Source organism: Cupriavidus sp. H39, from assembly GCF_050271075.1.
Lineage (GTDB): Bacteria > Pseudomonadota > Gammaproteobacteria > Burkholderiales > Burkholderiaceae > Cupriavidus > Cupriavidus necator_B.
On the sequence record NZ_CP189848.1, the window covers coordinates 1,098,791 to 1,117,281 of the forward strand.

The window sequence follows — 18,491 nt, forward strand, 5'->3', positions numbered from 1 at the left end:
ACGCCCGAGAAATGGAAGCCTAACCTTTCAGTAACGTTACAGCACAGAGCGGGTTGACTTTCTTGGTGTAAAAGTGATTGTGCAACGCATCAGGCCACCCGCATGTTCATCGTTATGTATACTGCGGGCGAATTCACGGGCCGCCAGCGCGTGCCCGGCCTAAATTGTTTCAAAATGTCCGCAACTCCCGGACGCACGCCGCGCCATCCATGACCCAGTCCGCCCTGCCTGTCCCTACTGCCCCTGCCGCCGATGACCCCTGGCGGGCTGAAGCCGGATCGTGGCTCCGACCCGGCGAGACTGTCCTGGCCGGACTGGCACTGGACCTCGACGCGAGGCTGCATTTTACCCAAGGGTGGCTGGTTGTGACGGACCAGCGCATCGTTGCCCGCGCCCCCGGTGAAAAAAATGTGCGGGAATGGAACATCTCCCCCACGCTGCGCCTGTCGCACACCGATCACGCAGGGGTGGGCACGCTGGAATTGAGCGGCCCGGCAGGCCGGCTCGCCACCTGGCGATATACGCTTGGTTACAATCCGGCGGCCCTGCGGCTGGCGGACCAGTTCGAGGCCCAACGCGACGCCGCCGCTTCGCGCCCGGCTGCCGCGGCGGGAGAGGTGTTGTGTCCGACCTGCAAGGCGCCGCTGCCGCCCGACGAGGAACAGTGTCCCCAATGCAGCCGCGAACTCGAGACGCCGCCGTCGACCTGGGCGCTGCTGCGGCTGTGGCGCTTTGCCCGGCCCTACCGCTGGCCGCTGCTGGGCGGCTTCTTGCTGACGCTGCTGTCGACCGCCGCCACGCTGGTGCCGCCATACCTGACCATGCCGCTGATGGACAAGGTCCTGATTCCATTCCAGAACGGCGTGCCGATTGACTATGGCCTGGTACGCCTCTACCTGGCCGGGCTGCTCGGGGCGGCGCTGGTGGCCTGGTCGCTGGGATGGGCCCGCACCTATCTGCTGGCGCGGGTTTCAGAGCGTATCGGCGCCGATCTGCGCACGACCACCTACGAACACCTGCTAAAGCTGTCGTTGGAATATTTCGGCGGCAAGCGCACCGGCGACCTGATGGCGCGCATCGGCTCAGAAAGCGATCGCATCTGCGTGTTCCTGTCGTTGCACCTGCTGGATTTCGCCACCGATGTGCTGATGATCGTGATGACAGCGGTGATCCTGGTGTCGATCAACCCCTGGCTCGCCCTGGTGACGCTGGTGCCGTTGCCCTTTATCGCGTGGATGATCCACCTGGTGCGCGATCGCCTGCGTCACGGCTTCGAGAAGATCGACCGGATCTGGTCCGAAATCACTAACGTCCTGGCTGACACCATCCCCGGCATTCGCGTGGTCAAGGCCTTTGCCCAGGAGAAGCGCGAAGTCTCGCGCTTCCGCGAAGCCAACAAGCATAACCTCGCCATCAACGATCGCGTCAACGCCGTCTGGTCGCTGTTCACGCCGACCGTAACGCTGCTGACCGAGATCGGGCTGCTGATCGTGTGGGTGTTCGGCATCTGGCAGGTCTCGCACAGTGCCATCACGGTGGGCGTGCTGGTGGCGTTCCTGACCTATATCAGTCGCTTCTATACGCGGCTGGATTCGATGAGCCGCATCGTCTCGGTGACGCAGAAGGCCGCCGCCGGGGCCAAGCGCATCTTCGACATCCTCGACCATGTGTCGAGCGTGCCGGAGCCGGCGCGGCCGGCCCGGCTGGATCGGGTCGAGGGCGCCATCGACATGAGTGACCTGGGCTTCCGCTACGGCAACCGCGCGGTGATCCGCGGGCTGAACCTGTCGATTGCGCCGGGCGAGATGATCGGGCTGGTCGGCCACAGCGGCTCGGGCAAGAGCACCCTGGTCAACCTGATCTGCCGCTTCTACGATGTGTCAGAGGGCGCGATCCGTGTCGACGGTGTCGATATCCGCTCGCTGCCGGTATCGGAGTACCGCCGCCATATCGGCCTGGTGCTGCAGGAGCCGTTCCTGTTTTTCGGCACGATCGCGGACAACATCGCCTATGGCAAGCCGGACGCCACGCGTGAAGAGATCATTGCCGCTGCGCGGGCCGCGCACGCGCATGAGTTCATCCTGCGGCTGCCGCACGGCTATGACTCGCTGGTCGGTGAACGCGGCCAGGCGCTGTCGGGCGGCGAGCGCCAGCGCATTTCGATTGCGCGCGCGCTGCTGATCAACCCGCGCATCCTGATCATGGATGAGGCCACCTCGTCGGTCGATACCGCCACCGAGAAGGAAATCCAGAAGGCGCTCGACAACCTGGTGCAGGGCCGTACCACCATTGCCATTGCGCACCGCCTGTCGACGCTGCGCAAGGCCGACCGGCTGGTGGTGATGGACCGCGGCCAGATTGTCGAAGTGGGCAGCCACGACGAATTGCTGCTGCGCGAAGGCGCGTACTACAAGCTTTACCAGGCGCAGGCGCGCAATGTCGATACCGAAGACGACGACGCAGAAGAGGCCATCGAAATCCCGGAGACCGCCCATGCCCAATGACAACGCCGCCGCCGCGCCGACCCCTGTGTTTACGCTCGACCGCAATCCTTTCGGCCGCCTGGTGCTGATTGCCGAAGACGGCACCGTTCACGAGGGCGTGGTGCCGGTGCGCGCCTTCCCGATCTCGGCGCCGCAGGGCGGCATTGGCATGATGAGCACCGACGGGCATGAGGTGGTATGGATCCCGCGGCTGGAGGATGTGCCGCGGGCCGAACGCGACATGATCGAAGCGGAACTCGCCGCGCGCGAGTTCATGCCGGAGATCGAGCGTATCGTCAGTGTGTCGACCTACGCCACGCCCAGCGTGTGGACGGTGAAGACCGACCGGGGCCAGACCGACCTGGTGCTGCGCGGCGAAGAGGCGATTCGGCGCCTGGCCGGCAGCACGCTGCTGGTCTCGGACACGCACGGCATCCACTACCTGATCCGCGACCTGATGGCGCTGGACAAGCACAGCCGCAAGATACTCGACCGCTTCCTCTGAGGGTCAGCGGCGCGCGGAGGTTTCGCCTCCGCGTCCGTCTGGGGCGGCGGGGGAGATCAGTGCAGCAGCTCGGACGAATCGTCCTCGTCGTCCCAGTCGTCGTGCATCACCGGCACGTCAGGCGCCATGTCGAACACCATCGAGTGATAGCGCACGCTGAACCACTCGCGAAACATCTGCAGCGATAGTTCCTCGGGCCACGCCGAATCGTCGAACCATTCGCCGAGCATGAATTCGAAGAACGCCTGCCAGCGCTTCTCGACCCAATGTACGGCGTTCTCGTGCGTATCGGCCAGTTCCTCGGGCAGCAGGAACACGCTCTGGTCTTCGCGCACCTGCTCCAGCGTCAGGCCGGCCACGGGCTGGGGATCGACTGCCTGGATCCAGTCGAGGAACGGCTGTTCCGGAACCAGGGCGATCATGGAGCGGTTGATGGTGAAGCGGGGATGGTCGGACATCGCGAAAGCCTTCAATGACTGCAACCGGTTATTGTAGTCTTTCGCCCGCGCTGTAGCGGTGAATCGTGCGCCGGCAATTTTTTGCCGAGGCGCGATTCGTTGCGGCTACTGGTAGTCCATCGTAAAGATCATCGCGCTGGTCACCTGGCCCGGCGAAGGGATGCCGCCGAGGCCGGCATAGCGGGCGCCGAAGCGGTACGTCGCAGGAACCTGGCCCAGGATGTTGCCCATGGCATTGCGCGTCTGCAGCGGTACCGGCCTCGTTCCGCTGGCATCGACGATCCGCACCCCCGCGCCGCTGGCAATGCCCGCAGTGCCGGCATTGGCAATGCCCAGGATGCCGGTCGCGGCCGAAATCACCGGGGTGCCCGCGGCGCCGTCCAGCGTCATGCCGACAATGGCATTGCCGTTGCAGGTCAACTGGATGGCGAACGGGGTGCTGCCACTCACGGCCCGGCCTGCCAGCGTGCCGGCGCTGATGGCGGGCAAGTTGACGGTGGTGGGATAGTTGATATTGCAGGCGATTTCGCGCAGTGCGATCACACCGGAAAAGCCGATGTAATTCTGGCTGGTGGCCCCCAGCGCCCCATCCAGGGAGCCGTTGTAGACGCCAAAACCAAATCGGGTCTGGGAAGGGTTCAGGCTGCCGGTGGAGATCGCACCGGTCTTGACGAATTCGATCGTTACCGCGATGGAATAGGTCAGATCGGGATTGAGGAAGCCAAGGTTTGCCGCACGCGTGTCGCACCAGACGCCCGCAGCATTGGTCATCGGCTGGCCGGCTGCATTGCGCAGGCGAATACCGACGCCCGGCACGCCGGTGGAGTAGACGCCAGGCATGACCTCGGTACCCGAACCGTAATAGCACGAGACAATGGGGGCACCCGGCACCACCCACGGCGGCACGTAGGTGCAGGCGCCGCTGATCTGGTAGCTGCGCACGGTTCCCGGAATCGTGCTGCCCACCGCGAGGTTGGCGGCGACCGCCATCGTGTCGAGCGTCTGCAAATAGGGCATCGCGGGGGTGGAGCTGCACGCGGCGCAGGCATAGTGCGGCGCCGCAATGCACGCCAACACGACGAGCCAGCGACGCAGCGTTCGGAGAAGGTGTGTTCCATTCATAGCAGGGATCCTGGGAAGCGGCCGCAAGCGGACGCTGCGCAACCGCGGCAACGGCCGCTGGCAACGATGTGTATGCCAACGTCTGCCGCTACGATATGAGCAGCACACGCATGAAGCGATAAGGCTCGCCCTATTTTTGGGTCGGAACTTTCCACCGATGGACACCCGGCGCCAAAGAAAAAGCCCTCGGCCAGGGTGGACGAGGGCTTCAAGTGGCAGCGGGCGAGTCGCGGATCGCCCGTATTGCATGATGGGCCTGCCGGGCGCACCCGGCATCCCCAAATATGGGGATGGTGTTTTTTCCCGGCGCCATGGTGGCGCCGCCAGGCAAAGAAAAACCCGCGCAGCCTGGGCTGTCGCGGGTTTGTGGTCCTGCTGGTACTGCATCGGACTGAATACTGGTGGAGCCGGCGGGAATCGAACCCGCGTCCGCAAGCCCTCCACAGAGAGTTCTACATACTTAGTTCTGTCATTTGATTTAACCGGCGCATCGCGGACGAACACGCTCTACGACGGCGAGTCACTAGGTTTTCGTCCCCGGCTTCGTGACCCTTCCGGAGCTTATCTGACGTAAATGACCTCGCGTGGTCTTGCGACCCTAGCCCGTCAGCGAGCCAGTGCGAGGACGGCGGCCCTTAGGCTGCCAGTGCGTAACGTTCGTCGTTAGCAGTTATTGCATTCCCATTGATTAACGAGGTGACGGGTCCTCGGTATGCCCTCCACTGCTTTGTAACCCACGTCGAAACCAGGTCGGCCCCAGTGAGGAAGCTGGATTGTACCCGGTTGGACGCAGGCTGTCTTGCGGAGTTCCAGCTCCGTTCCGTGGATACTTGCGGCGCACTTTCAGGCGATGGCCGCGGGCACCAGCAGCGGGATCAGCTCGGCGGGGTGACGGATCAGGTGGTCCGCGCCCCAGGCCTCGGGCGGGTTGCCGTCGCCGCAGTAACCGTAGGCGGCGGTGACGGTGATCATGCCGGCGGCCTTGCCAGCCTGGATGTCGCGCAGGTCGTCGCCCACGTAGACGCAGCGGCGCGGGTCGACGCCGGCGCTGGCGGCGGCATGCAGCAGCGGCGCGGGGTGGGGCTTGGCGTGCGGCGTGGTGTCGCCGCTCACCACCGCGCTGGCGCGGGGCGCCAGGCCGATCGCTGCGACCAGCGGCGTGGTGAAGCGCGCAATCTTGTTCGTGACGATCCCCCAGGGGATGCCTGCGGCCTCGAGCGTGGCCAGCACCTGCGGCATGCCATCGAACAGGCGGGTGTGGACCGCGATGTCGGCCTCGTAGTAATCGAGGAAGATGTCGCGCAGCGCCGGGAATTCCGCATCTTCGGGGCGCAAGCCAAAGGCGGCGCCCAGCAACCCGCGCGCCCCATGCGAGGCCACGGGACGCAGCTTTTCATAGGCCACGGGCGGGCGCCCGCGTTCCATGACCAGCCGGTTAGCCGCCGCGGCCAGGTCCGGCGCCGTGTCGGCCAGGGTGCCGTCGAGGTCGAAGAAGACGCCTGCGATCCGCGCGCTCATGCTGCCACCCGGCGAAACGCCATCAGGTAATTCACGTCGGTGTCGCGATTCAGCGAATAGATTTGCGATAGCGGGTTGTAGGTCATGCCCCGCATCTCGACCAGGTCCAGGCCTGCCTGGCGCGCGAAGCGGGCCAGTTCGGAGGGCGTGATGAACTTCTCGTAGTCGTGGGTGCCGCGCGGCAGCATGTTGAGCACGTATTCGGCGCCAACGATGGCCAGCAGGTACGCCTTCAGGTTCCGGTTGATGGTCGAGAAGAACACATGGCCGCCAGGCCGGACCAGCGTCGCACACGCCTGCACAATCGAAGCCGGGTCCGGCACGTGTTCCAGCATTTCCATGCAAGTCACCACATCCACGCTGGCCGGCTCGCGTGCGGCGAGGGCTTCGGCGGCGATCTCCTCGTAGGTCACGGCAACGCCGGACTCCAGGCTGTGCAGGTCTGCCACCTTCAGCGCCTTGCTGGACAGATCGATGCCGCGCACGGTCGCGCCGAGGCGCGCCATGCTTTCGGACAGGATGCCGCCGCCGCAGCCCACGTCGACCACCCGCTTGCCCGCCAGCCCGGCAATGCCATCGATCCAGCCCAGGCGCAGCGGGTTCAACTCATGCAGCGGCTTGAACTCGCTCTGCGGGTCCCACCAGCGGTGGGCCAGTTCGCTGAACTTATCGATTTCCTTGGGGTCGGCATTCCGGCGCGACGGGTGCTGGCTGGCAGTGTCGGCTGCGGGGAGGGTTTGCGGTTGCAACGTCATCGTATGCGGGTCCGGCGGCGCTGGCCGCGGCGGGTGATGAAAGGGGACAGTCCAGGCAACTGTACCAAAAAAAAAGCCCAGCTTGCGCTGGGCTTCTTGGATCGGAAGGGTTCCGATTAACGTGCGCTGCGGGTGCCGACCACTTCGACTTCCACGCGGCGGTTCGGCTGCTGGCAGGCGATCTGCGACTTGCGGTTGCCCTTGCACGACTTCGGATCAACCTTCAGCTGGCGCTTGCCCTTGCCTTCGGTGTAGACGCGGTTGGCTTCAACGCCCTTGCTCACCAGGTAAGCCTTGACCGATTCAGCGCGGCGGATCGACAGGCGATCGTTGTACTTGTCCGAGCCGAACGAGTCGGTGTGGCCAACGGCGATGATGACTTCCAGGGTGATGCCTTGCAGCTTCGAAACCAGGTCGTCCAGCTTGGCCTTGCCTTCGGGCTTCAGCACAGCCTTGTCGAAGTCGAACAGGGTGTCAGCAGCGAAAGTGACCTTCTCGCTCGAGACGACCGGCGGAGCCACCGGAGCCGGTGCCGGTGCCGGTGCGGCCGGTGCCAGGGCGCCGTCGCACAGCGCGTTGGCCGTGGCCGGGGTCCAGGAGCTGTCGCGCCAGCAGAGCTCGTTCGTGCCATTCTTCCACACGTACTCGCTCGTACCGTTGCCCCAGTTGTCGTTCACTGCCTTCTTTTCATAAGGGACGGACTGAGCTTGAGCGGATGCAGCCATTACTGCGGTAGCTGCAACGAGCGCGAGCTTGGCAAATTTTTTCATATTTCTCCTCTCAGGATGAGATCACCGCAGGGTTACTGCGAGCAAATGGACGAAAACAAGTCATACATTCTTCGGAGTATAACATTCTCGATGTGGTGGATGCTCCACTTCGAACAATGTCTGGCTCTTCGCTGGGGAATTGTGCCACAAGGGTCGTTTCCTAAGAAGTAAATATATTCGATTCGCCGCATGGGTTTTGGGCCTGTGGTGTTTGTGCAACATGGGTCTTGTGTCGCCCGCAAAGCCTTGTGGCATCAGGGATTCCGGGTTTCAGTGCGGGCCTCCGCGGGCGCCTGCGCGGCCCGTCCGGAGAGCCGCGGGCAGGGGGTGGCGGCATGTTAGAATGGCACGTTGCCCAGCCGTCAGGCGCTCACCGGCGCCGCGTGCCAAAGGGCCTGTCATTCGCTTAAACCTGCCGCATAAACCACGCCGCAATGGATCCATTCGCAAAAGAAACCCTTCCGGTCTCCCTAGAAGAGGAAATGCGCCGCTCCTACCTGGATTACGCCATGAGCGTGATCGTCGGGCGCGCGCTTCCCGATGTCCGGGATGGCCTGAAACCGGTGCACCGGCGCGTGCTGTTTGCGATGCACGAGCTCAACAACGACTGGAACCGCGCCTACAAGAAATCGGCGCGTATCGTCGGCGATGTGATTGGTAAGTACCATCCGCACGGCGATACTGCAGTCTACGACACGATCGTGCGCATGGCGCAGGACTTCTCGCTGCGCTACATGCTGGTCGATGGCCAGGGGAATTTCGGTTCCGTGGACGGTGATAACGCCGCGGCCATGCGTTATACCGAAATCCGCCTGTCGAAAATCGCCCACGAGATGCTGCATGACATCGACAAGGAAACCGTCGATTTCGACAGCAACTACGACGGCTCTGAAAAAGAGCCTTCGATTCTCCCGGCCCGTATTCCCAATCTGCTAATCAATGGGTCATCGGGTATTGCGGTGGGCATGGCCACCAATATCCCGCCGCATAACCTGAATGAAATCGTCGATGGTTGCCTGCACCTGTTGCGCAACCCGCAGGCGACCGTGGATGAGCTGATTGAATTGATTCCGGCTCCGGATTTTCCGACCGCCGGGATTATCTATGGCATTCAGGGCGTCCGCGAAGGCTACCGCACCGGCCGCGGCCGCGTCGTAATGCGCGCCAAGACGCACTTCGAGGATATCGACCGCGGCCAGCGCCAGGCCATCATCGTCGATGAGCTGCCGTACCAGGTCAACAAGCGCACGCTGCTGGAGCGCATCGCCGAGCTGGTCACCGAGAAGAAGGTCGAAGGCATCTCGGATATCCGTGACGAGTCGGACAAGTCCGGCATGCGGGTGGTGATCGAGCTCAAGCGCAACGAGGTACCCGAGGTCGTCCTCAACAACCTATATAAGAACACCCAGCTGCAGGACACGTTCGGCATGAACATGGTGGCGCTGGTCGACCGCCAGCCGCGCCTGCTGAACCTGCGCCAGATGCTGGAGTACTTCCTGGCGCACCGCCGCGAAGTCGTGACGCGCCGGACCGTGTTCGAGCTGCGCAAGGCGCGCGAGCGCGGTCATGTGCTGGAAGGCCTGGCCGTGGCGCTGGCCAACATTGATGAGTTCATTGCCATCATCAAGGCGGCGCCGACGCCTCCGATTGCCAAGCAAGAGCTGATGAGCAAGGCATGGGATTCGGCGCTGGTCCGCGAAATGCTGGCCCGTGCGGAAGGGGAAACCCCGGGCGGGCGAGCGTCGTACCGGCCTGACGGGCTGCCTGCCATTTTTGGCATGCAGGCCGATGGGCTGTACCGGCTGTCCGATGGGCAAGCGCAGGAAATTCTGCAAATGCGCCTGCAACGCCTCACTGGCCTTGAACAGGACAAGATCGTCCAGGAATATCGCGACATCATGGCGGAAATCGCCGACCTGCTCGATATCCTGGCGCGCCCGGAGCGTATTACTTCCATCATCGTCGACGAACTCACGTCGATCCGTGCGGAATTTGGGGATGAGCGGCGTTCGCAGATTGAACTGAATGCGACCGAGCTGGATACCGAAGACCTGATCACCCCGCAGGACATGGTGGTCACGCTGTCGCACAGCGGCTATATGAAGAGCCAGCCGATCTCCGAGTACCGCGCGCAGAAGCGCGGCGGCCGGGGCAAGCAGGCAGCGGCGACCAAAGAAGACGACTGGATCGATACGCTGTTCGTGGCCAATACCCACGACTACATCCTGTGCTTCTCCAACCGCGGCCGGCTGTACTGGCTGAAGGTCTATGAGGTGCCGCAGGGCTCGCGCAACTCGCGGGGCCGGCCGATCGTCAACATGTTCCCGCTGTCGGAAGGCGAGAAGATCAATGTCATCCTGCCGGTGCGGCAGTTCGACGCCGAGCACTTCATCTTCATGGCCACCGCCCGGGGCACGGTCAAGAAAACGGCGCTGACCGAATTCTCCAACCCGCGCAAGGCCGGCATCATTGCGGTCGACCTCGACGAGGGCGATTACCTGATCGGTGCCGCGGTGACTGATGGCCAGCATGACGTGATGCTGTTCTCCGACGCCGGCAAGGCCGTGCGCTTCGACGAGAACGATGTGCGGCCGATGGGCCGCCAGGCCCGTGGCGTGCGCGGCATGAACCTCGAAGACGGCCAGACCGTGATCGCCATGCTGGTGGCACCGGCCGAGACCGCTGAAGAGGCGGCGGACGCGGGCGTGCGGGGCAGCGTGCTGACCGCGACCGAGAACGGCTACGGCAAGCGCACGCCCATCGCCGAGTACACTCGACATGGCCGTGGCACCAAAGGCATGATTGCGATCCAGACGAGCGAGCGCAACGGCCGTGTGGTGGCTGCTGCACTGGTTTCGCCCGAAGACGAAATCATGCTGATCACCACCGGCGGTGTGCTGATCCGGACGCGTGTGGCCGAAATCCGCGAGATGGGCCGCGCCACGCAAGGTGTCACGCTGATCAACGTGGATGAAGGCACCAAGCTGTCCGGGCTGCAGCGCATCGTGGAAAGCGATGCCGACAACGGCGGCAATGGCGAAGAGCCTGACGAAGCCGAGGGCGCCGAAGGTGCTGCCGGTGCGGACGCCGACGCGAAGCCGTAAGACAAAACGTAAATTGTTGCAACAATAGGACGCCAGCCGGAACTCGCCTCGCGGCTGTCCGACTAAAACGGACGTATTTACCAGGGAGTCACAATGCTCAAAACCTATCGACGTATCGCTGTTCTGGCTGCTTTTGTTCCGACCTTCATGATGGCGCAGCATGCCCACGCCCAGGACGCGGAAAAGACGGCAGCCATCAAGGAACTGCTTTCCGTCATGCAGGCAGACCAGGCTGTGAAGGGCCAGGCAGAGAACTGGCAGCAAGGCGCCAAGCAGGAAGCGCCGCTGGTCCTCGAGCAGGTGCTGGTCGAAAACAAGACCCTGAACGACAAGCAGAAGCAGGCCGCCGTTGAAAAGCTGAAGAAGAACGGCGCGGTCCAGCGCATCGTCGATGGCGCCGGCACGGCATTCAACACCGACGGTTTCCGCAAGGACGCCATCCAGGCGCACTACGATGCCTTCGGCAAGTACTACACCACGCAGGAACTGAAGGACCTGACCACCTTCCTGAAGTCGCCGACCGGCCAGAAGTTCATGGCCAACCAGGGCAAGGCGACCCAGGAAATCTGGGGCTCGATGATGCAGAAGTACGGCCCGCAGGTCGGCAAGTCGATGCGCGACGCCGCCGAGAAGGAAATCACTGCCGCTTCGAAGTGATCCTGGCGTGATCCGCAACGGATCCGCCGCCGCCCGTCCGATAGCTGTCTGACGGGCGCCGGCTCCGGGGGGCTGCCCCCCAGGGCCCAACGGGCGCGGGTTTGAGGGATAATGGCTGCTTGGGTAACACCGGCAGCCATTTTTCCATTCCCCCCGTCTCATGAACGATCCCCAGAATCCCGCTCTTGCCGGCATGATGCAGCGTGCATTGGCCGAACGCGTCTACAACTTCTCGCCCGGCCCGGCGGCGCTGCCCCCCGAAGTGCTGCAGCAGGCCGCCGAGGAGATGCTGTCCTGGCGCGGGACCGGGGTTTCGGTGATGGAAATGAGCCACCGCAGCCGCGAGTTTGAAGGCATCCACAACCAGGCCATCGCCGACCTGCGCGAGCTGCTGCATATTCCCGCCAACTACCGCGTGCTGTTCCTGCAGGGCGGCGCCATCGGCGAAAACGGCATCGTGCCGCTGAACCTGATGCGCCTGCGCCATGCCGACGCACCCAAGGCCGACTTTGTCGTCACCGGCACCTGGTCGGTCAAGACCGAGCAGGAGGCTCGCCGCTATGGCGCGGTCAATATCGCGGCCAGCAGCGAGGCACAGAAATACCATCGCATTCCCGACGTGGCGGACTGGAAGCTGTCGGACGACGCCGGCTACGTGCACCTGTGCACCAACGAGACCATCGTCGGCGTGGAGTTCCAGCAGATTCCCGATATCGGCCAGGTCAAGGGCGAGCGCGTCGTGGTGGCGGATGCTTCCAGCCATATCCTGTCGCGGCCCGTCGACTGGTCGCGCGTGCAGGTGGTCTACGCCGGTGCGCAGAAGAACATCGGCCCGGCCGGTGTCACCATCGTGATCGTGCGCGAGGACCTGATCGGCCATGCCCACCCGCTGTGCCCGTCGGCATTCAACTGGCGCCAGGTGGCCGAGCATAACTCGATGTACAACACGCCGCCGACCTATGCGATCTATATCGCCGGCCTGGTGTTCCAGTGGCTCAAGCGCCAGGGTGGCGTGCCCGCGATCGAACAGCGCAATATCGCCAAGGCGTCGGCGCTGTACGACTACCTCGACCAGAGCGATTTCTATCGCAACGAAATCCACCCCAGCTGCCGCTCGCGCATGAACGTACCGTTCTTCCTGGGCGACGAATCGCGCAACGAGGCGTTCCTGCAGCAAGCGCGGGCCAACGGCCTGGTGCAGCTGAAGGGGCACAAGACCGTGGGCGGCATGCGCGCCAGCATCTACAACGCCATGCCGCTGGAAGGCGTGATGGCGCTGATCGAATTCATGCGCGAGTTCGAGCGGACCTCCGCCTGACGCGCATTCCCGCTGGCGGGCCCGCGCATGCCAGGCACGGCATGCCGTCCCGCGTGGGCAGTTTTCCTGGCCGCCACCGCCGGCGGCCCACCGGATTGATACAACATGACAAGCCAAGACCGCACCCCCGCGCGCGAGGAGACGCCGCCCAATGCGCCGCACAACGGCGACAGCCCCCTGAGTGATGCCGAGCGCAAGCTGTCGGTCGAGCTGGGCCCGCTGCGCGAGCAGATCGACACCGTCGACCGCGAGCTGCTGGCGATGCTGAACCGCCGCGCCAAGCTGGCGCTCGAAGTGGGCGAGGTCAAGAAGAAGTACGGCGCGCCGGTGTTCCGTCCGGAGCGCGAGCTGCAGGTCATCCGCAAGGTGCAGGGCGCCAACCCGGGGCCGCTGCTCGGTGAAAGCGTGGCGGCAATCTGGCGCGAGGTGATGTCCGCCTGCCGCGGGCTGGAGAAGCCGTTGGAAGTGGCGTTCCTGGGACCGGCCGGCACGTTCTCGGAGCAGGCGCTGTACGCGCATTTCGGCCACGAGGTGTCGGGCGTGCCTTGTCCCAGCATCGACGAGGTATTCCGCGCGGTCGAGGCGGGCACGGTCGAATACGGCGTGGTGCCGGTCGAGAATTCCACCGAGGGCGCGGTGTCGCGCACGCTTGACCTGTTCCTGCAGACCTCGCTGAAGATCAGCGGCGAGATCGCGCTCAAGGTGCACCACAACCTGATGGCATCGACGCCCGACATGAAGGGCGTCACGGTGGTACGCGCGCATGCGCAGGCGCTGGCGCAGTGCCAGCACTGGCTGACGGCCAACTATCCCCACCTCGAGCGCCAGGCGGTGTCGAGCAATGCCGAAGCGGCGCGCATGGCCAGCGAAGACCCTACCGTGGCCGCGATTGCCGCCGAGTCCGCCGCCAACCGCTATCACCTGCACCTGGTACGCACGCATATCCAGGACGATCCGCACAACCGCACGCGCTTTGCCGTGATCGGCCGCTATGAGACCGAGCCGTCGGGTAGCGACCAGACGTCCATGATCCTGTCGGTGCCGAACAAGGCCGGCGCGGTGTACCAGCTGCTGGCGCCGCTGGCCGAGAACGGCGTGTCGATGTGCCGCTTCGAGTCGCGCCCGGCGCGCAGCGGCGCGTGGGAATACTACTTCTACGTCGACGTGGAAGGGCACCAGCATGAACCAGCGGTGGCGCGCGCGATCGAAGACCTGCGCCGCAACGCCGCCTACCTGAAGGTGCTCGGCTCGTATCCGTCGAGCAAATAAGACAGCCAGGACAGCACAAGGAGACGAGATGGCAGAGCAGGGCAAGCAAGGCGGCGCTACGGTATTCGGGCCGGACTATGTGCGGGCGATTTCGCCATACGTGGCTGGCAAGCCGATTTCCGAAGTGGCGCGCGAGTTCGGCCTGGACGAGGCCGGCATCGTCAAGCTCGCCTCCAACGAGAATCCGCTGGGCATGCCGGAATCGGCCCGCACGGCGGTGGCCGCTGCGGTTGCTGAACTGGGCCGCTATCCCGATGCCAACGGCTTTGCGTTGAAGGGTGCGCTGTCGGCGCGCTTCGGCGTGCCCGCCGACTGGCTGACCCTGGGCAACGGCAGCAACGACATCCTGGAACTGGCCGCGCATGCGCTGGTGGAGCCGGGCCAGTCGATCGTCTATGCCGAGTACTCGTTCGCGGTGTACGCGCTGGCCACGCAGGAGATCGGCGCGCGCGCCATCGAAGTGCCCGCGCGCGACTACGGCCACGACCTGGACGCGATGGCCGCGGCGATGGCGCCGGATACGCGCCTGGTCTTTATCGCCAACCCCAACAACCCGACCGGCACCTTCCTGCCGGCCGCGCAGATCGAAGCGTTCCTGCAGCGGGTGCCGAGCCATGTCGTGGTGGTGCTGGACGAGGCCTACAACGAATATCTCGATGCCGACCAGCAATACGATGCGATTGCCTGGGTGCGCCGCTACCCCAACCTGATGGTGTCGCGCACGTTCTCAAAGGCTTACGGTCTGGCGGGGCTGCGCATCGGCTACGCGGTGGCGCAGCCGGAACTGACCGACCTGCTCAACCGCATCCGCCAGCCGTTCAACGTCAACAGCGTAGCGCAGGCCGCGGCAATCGCCGCGCTGGCCGATGCCGACTTCCTGCGCCGCAGCGCGGAACTGAACCGCAGCGGCAAGCGGCAACTGACGCAGGCCTTCGACCGGCTGGGCCTGGAATACGTGCCGTCCTCCGGAAACTTCGTGCTGGTGCGCGTGGGCGACGATGACGGTGCCGGCGCGCGCGTGAACCTGGCGTTGCTGAAACAGGGCGTGATCGTGCGGCCGGTGGGCAACTACAACCTGCCGCGCTGGCTGCGCGTGACCATCGGCTTGCCGGAAGAAAACGCGGCGTTCATCGCGGCGCTGGAGCGGGCGCTGGCCTGAGCCCGGTCGCTGCAAACGCCGGTGGCTTTGCCGCCCATTGATTGACTTCGGTCTGAACCGAACTACTGCCGCTTGCGGCCTGTGATTGTGAGTGCATTGCATTTTTCCCGTGTTGTCATTGTCGGCGTCGGCCTGATCGGCGGCTCGCTAGCGCTGGCGCTCAAGCGCGCCGGCGTGGTGGGCACGGTGGTTGGGGTCGGGCGCTCGGCCGCTTCGCTGCAGAAGGCGCTGGACCTGGGCGTAATCGACGAGGCCGCGACGCTGGCCGATGCCGCCCGCGGCGCCAGTGTGATCGTGCTGTGCGCGCCGGTGGCGCAGAATTTCGCGCTGCTGCACGCGCTGGAGCCGCACTTGCAGCCGGGCACCATCGTCACCGACGCCGGCAGCACCAAGTCCGACGTGATCATCGCCGCCAAGACCGCGCTGGGCGACAAGGCCGCGCAGTTCGTGCCCGCCCACCCGATCGCCGGGCGCGAACTCAACGGCGTCGAGGCCGCCTTGCCGGACCTGTACGAGGGCAAGAAGACCGTGCTGTGCCCGCTGCAGGAAAACGCGCGCGCCGATGTGGCGGCCGTGCGCGCCATGTGGGAAAGCGCCGGCGCGGATTGCCACGTGATGTCGGCGGTCCAGCACGACGCGGTGTTTGCCGCGGTCAGCCATTTGCCGCATGTGCTGTCGTACGCGCTGGTGGCGCAGGTGGCCAACGCCGAGGATGCGGCGCTGAAGCTGGATTTCGCCGGCGGCGGCTTCCGCGACTTCACGCGCATCGCCGCCTCGTCGCCGGAAATGTGGCGCGACATCTGCGTGGCCAACCGCGAGGCCCTGCTGCGCGAGCTGAATACTTACCAGTCGGTGCTGGCGCACCTGAAGATGCTGATCGAGAAGGGCGACGGCGACGCGCTCGAGCGCATCTTTGCGCGTGCCAGCAAGACCCGGCTGGCCTGGGGCGCCGAGCGTGCCGCGGGCAACCATATCGAACCCTGATTGCTTTCGCCAATCGCCTGACCTCGGCGCCCCGGCGCCCACAAGACCCATGGAACACCTGACGCTAGGCCCCCTGACCCGCGCCCACGGCACCGTCCGGCTGCCGGGCTCGAAGAGCATTTCCAACCGCGTGCTGCTGCTGGCCGCGCTGGCCGACGGCGAGACCCGCGTGCGCGACCTGCTCGACTCCGACGACACGCGCGTGATGCTGCAGGCGCTGCGCACGCTGGGCGTGGCCTGGCGGCAGGAGGGCGCGGACTACATCGTCACCGGCGCCGGCGGCAACTTTCCAAACAAGTCCGCCGAGCTGTTCATGGGCAATGCCGGCACCGCGATCCGTCCGCTGACCGCTGCGCTGGCGCTGCAAGGCGGCAGCTACCAGCTCTCCGGGGTGCCGCGCATGCATGAGCGGCCGATTGGCGATCTCGTCGATGGCCTGCGCCAGATCGGCGCGGTGATCGACTACCTGGGTAACGAAGGCTTCCCGCCGCTGCACATCCAGCCGGCAAGCCTGCGCATCGACGCGCCGATCCGCGTCCGCGGCGATGTCTCGAGCCAGTTCCTGACCGCGCTGCTGATGAGCCTGCCGATGGCGAAAACCGTCAGCGGCCGCATCGAGATCGAAGTGGTGGGCGAGCTGATCTCGAAGCCGTATATCGAGATCACGCTGAACCTGCTGGCGCGCTTCGGCATCGAGGTGGAGCGGCAGGGCTGGGAGCGCTTCATTCTGCCCGCCGGTGCGGCTTACCGCTCGCCGGGCGAAATCTTTGTCGAGGGCGATGCGTCGTCGGCTTCGTATTTCCTGGCCGCCGGCGCGATCGGCGGAGGCCCGGTGCGGGTGGAAGGCGTCGGCATGGCCAGCATCCAGGGCGATGTCCGCTTTGCCGATGCGCTCAACCGCATGGGTGCCAATGTGATGGCCGGCGACAACTGGATCGAAGTGCGTGGCACGGAACGCGACGACGGGCGCCTGCACGGCATCGAGCTGGATTGCAACCATATCCCCGATGCGGCCATGACGCTGGCGGTGGCGGCACTGTTTGCCGAAGGCACCACCACGCTGACCAATATTGCAAGCTGGCGCGTCAAGGAAACCGACCGCATCACGGCGATGGCGACGGAATTGCGCAAGCTGGGTGCCGTCGTCGAAGAGGGCGCGGACTATCTGCGGGTGACGCCGCCGCAGCCGTGGCAGACCCCGGCCGACGGCATTGGCACCTATGATGACCATCGCATGGCGATGTGTTTCTCGCTCGCGGCGTTCGGCCCGTTGCCGGTGCGGATCAATGATCCGGGCTGCGTGGCGAAGACGTTCCCGGATTACTTCAGCGTGTTGGCGGGCGTCACGCGCTGACCAGGGCGGCGCTGTCGCTGGTGTTGGCGGGCGTCGAGGCGCGGTCGCGCGTGGAGGTCCCGGCCTGCCGGCGTTCGCGCTTGTCCCAGTACCGGTCGAAGAAGTAGTGGGCCACGGTATTGATGGCCGGCTCGATAAAGGTGACGGCACCGCTCACGGCCAGATTGCCGGTCAGCGCATAGGTCACGCTGAACGCGATGCCGAGGTGCATGATGCCGAACGTCAGGGTTTTTGCCATGGTAGATTGCCTCGCGACCAATACTGAGAATGCGTTGCGCTTGCCCAGCGCGATGCCATGGATCAAATGATAATGATTCTCAATATAATTAACAATCAATCGTTTCACTGGGTGTCATAAGCAATGACTATTGTCAACGTCATCACCATTGACGGGCCGACTGCCTCCGGCAAGGGCACGGTTGCGCACAAGGTCGCCGACGCGGTGGGCTTCCACCTGCTCGACAGCGGTGCGCTCTACCGCCTGGTGGCGCTGGCCAGCGACCGTGCGGATGTTGACCTGGCCGACATGGACGGCCTGGCGCGGATCGCTTCGCGCCTCGATGTGAAGTTCGGTCCCGATCGGGTCTGGCTGCAAGGCGAGGAGGTGAGCCTCGCCATCCGCGCCGAGGCGATCGGCAACCGCGCCTCCGCCATCGCCGTGCACCAGCCGGTGCGCGACGCGCTGATCCAGCTGCAGCGCAGCTTCCGCAAGCTGCCGGGCCTGGTGGCGGACGGCCGCGACATGGGCACCGTGATCTTCCCGGATGCCCAGCTCAAGGTGTTCCTGACCGCCAGTGTCGAGGCGCGTGCGCGCAGGCGCTATAAACAATTGATTGATAAGGGAATTTCTGCTAATATCGAAGACCTTTTGCGTGACCTCGAGGCGCGCGATGCGCGGGATCGCACCCGTGCCGCCGCGCCGCTGCGTCCCGCCGAGGATGCAAAGCTGCTCGATACCTCCGACATGACGGTGGATCAGGCGGTGGCGCAGGTGCTGGAGTGGTTTGCCGCTGTGCGGCCCGATGCATGAGATGC

16 protein-coding genes and 1 other RNA gene are annotated in these 18,491 nt (G+C 64.8%); 10 read left to right on the forward strand and 7 right to left on the reverse strand.

Annotated features, from left to right (window positions below; genetic code table 11):
- The first annotated feature begins 209 nt into the window (after positions 1-209).
- Both ACOCMH_RS20505 and ACOCMH_RS20510 read left to right on the forward strand, forming a co-directional pair.
- Positions 210-2,504, forward strand: a complete 2,295-nt coding sequence (locus ACOCMH_RS20505) for an ABC transporter ATP-binding protein (RefSeq protein ID WP_427312768.1) — start codon at positions 210-212, stop codon at positions 2,502-2,504.
- Positions 2,494-2,988, forward strand: a complete 495-nt coding sequence (locus tag ACOCMH_RS20510; RefSeq protein ID WP_427312769.1) for a DUF1854 domain-containing protein — start codon at positions 2,494-2,496, stop codon at positions 2,986-2,988. Before ACOCMH_RS20505 ends, ACOCMH_RS20510 begins: the two co-directional genes overlap by 11 nt.
- 56 nt (positions 2,989-3,044) lie before the next feature.
- On the opposite strand, the gene ACOCMH_RS20515 is transcribed toward ACOCMH_RS20510, so the two are convergent.
- From ACOCMH_RS20515 to ompA, 6 genes are all read right to left on the reverse strand, one after another.
- Positions 3,045-3,446: a hypothetical protein gene (locus ACOCMH_RS20515; protein ID WP_427312770.1), complete on the reverse strand. Its 402-nt coding sequence runs from the start codon at positions 3,444-3,446 to the stop codon at positions 3,045-3,047.
- Between the two features lie 105 nt (positions 3,447-3,551).
- A complete protein-coding gene (locus ACOCMH_RS20520; protein WP_427312771.1) occupies positions 3,552-4,568 on the reverse strand; it encodes a fimbrial protein in 1,017 nt (338 codons plus the stop codon).
- 399 nt (positions 4,569-4,967) lie between these two features.
- Positions 4,968-5,326, reverse strand: a transfer-messenger RNA (tmRNA) gene (gene ssrA / locus ACOCMH_RS20525).
- An 85-nt stretch (positions 5,327-5,411) separates the two neighbouring features.
- Positions 5,412-6,086, reverse strand: a complete 675-nt coding sequence (gph, locus tag ACOCMH_RS20530) for a phosphoglycolate phosphatase (protein ID WP_427312772.1) — start codon at positions 6,084-6,086, stop codon at positions 5,412-5,414.
- Positions 6,083-6,841, reverse strand: coding sequence for a bifunctional 2-polyprenyl-6-hydroxyphenol methylase/3-demethylubiquinol 3-O-methyltransferase UbiG (ubiG, locus tag ACOCMH_RS20535; protein ID WP_427312773.1), 759 nt, complete (start codon positions 6,839-6,841; stop codon positions 6,083-6,085). The genes gph and ubiG overlap by 4 nt, the downstream gene beginning before the upstream one ends.
- Positions 6,842-6,957: 116 nt before the next feature.
- A complete protein-coding gene (ompA, locus tag ACOCMH_RS20540; protein WP_010812964.1) occupies positions 6,958-7,611 on the reverse strand; it encodes an outer membrane protein OmpA in 654 nt (217 codons plus the stop codon).
- A 434-nt stretch (positions 7,612-8,045) separates the two neighbouring features.
- On the opposite strand from ompA, the gene gyrA reads away from it, so the two are divergent.
- From gyrA to aroA, 7 genes are all read left to right on the forward strand, one after another.
- Positions 8,046-10,715 (forward strand): DNA gyrase subunit A, encoded by a 2,670-nt coding sequence (gene gyrA, locus ACOCMH_RS20545; protein ID WP_427312774.1) that lies wholly within the window; start codon positions 8,046-8,048, stop codon positions 10,713-10,715.
- Positions 10,716-10,808: 93 nt separating this feature from the next.
- The gene (locus tag ACOCMH_RS20550; protein ID WP_171516415.1) at positions 10,809-11,372 is read left to right on the forward strand and encodes a DUF2059 domain-containing protein; all 564 of its coding nucleotides are present in this window, start codon (positions 10,809-10,811) and stop codon (positions 11,370-11,372) included.
- Positions 11,373-11,532: 160 nt separating this feature from the next.
- Positions 11,533-12,690 carry a 3-phosphoserine/phosphohydroxythreonine transaminase gene (gene serC / locus ACOCMH_RS20555; protein ID WP_427312775.1) on the forward strand — a complete coding sequence of 386 codons (1,158 nt, stop codon included), beginning with the start codon at positions 11,533-11,535 and terminating at the stop codon, positions 12,688-12,690.
- A gap of 105 nt (positions 12,691-12,795) precedes the next feature.
- Positions 12,796-13,959 (forward strand): prephenate dehydratase, encoded by a 1,164-nt coding sequence (gene pheA / locus ACOCMH_RS20560; RefSeq protein WP_427312776.1) that lies wholly within the window; start codon positions 12,796-12,798, stop codon positions 13,957-13,959.
- A 28-nt stretch (positions 13,960-13,987) separates the two neighbouring features.
- Positions 13,988-15,118: a histidinol-phosphate transaminase gene (gene hisC, locus ACOCMH_RS20565; protein ID WP_171516412.1), complete on the forward strand. Its 1,131-nt coding sequence runs from the start codon at positions 13,988-13,990 to the stop codon at positions 15,116-15,118.
- 87 nt (positions 15,119-15,205) lie between these two features.
- Positions 15,206-16,102, forward strand: coding sequence for a prephenate dehydrogenase (locus tag ACOCMH_RS20570; protein ID WP_427312777.1), 897 nt, complete (start codon positions 15,206-15,208; stop codon positions 16,100-16,102).
- A gap of 49 nt (positions 16,103-16,151) precedes the next feature.
- Positions 16,152-17,456, forward strand: coding sequence for a 3-phosphoshikimate 1-carboxyvinyltransferase (gene aroA / locus ACOCMH_RS20575; RefSeq protein ID WP_427312778.1), 1,305 nt, complete (start codon positions 16,152-16,154; stop codon positions 17,454-17,456).
- On the opposite strand, the gene ACOCMH_RS20580 is transcribed toward aroA, so the two are convergent.
- Positions 17,446-17,694: a DUF2061 domain-containing protein gene (locus tag ACOCMH_RS20580; protein WP_427312779.1), complete on the reverse strand. Its 249-nt coding sequence runs from the start codon at positions 17,692-17,694 to the stop codon at positions 17,446-17,448. The genes aroA and ACOCMH_RS20580 overlap by 11 nt on opposite strands.
- Positions 17,695-17,817: 123 nt before the next feature.
- Between ACOCMH_RS20580 and cmk the strand changes: the two genes are divergently transcribed.
- Positions 17,818-18,486, forward strand: a complete 669-nt coding sequence (cmk, locus tag ACOCMH_RS20585) for a (d)CMP kinase (protein ID WP_427312780.1) — start codon at positions 17,818-17,820, stop codon at positions 18,484-18,486.
- Positions 18,487-18,491 lie beyond the last annotated feature (5 nt).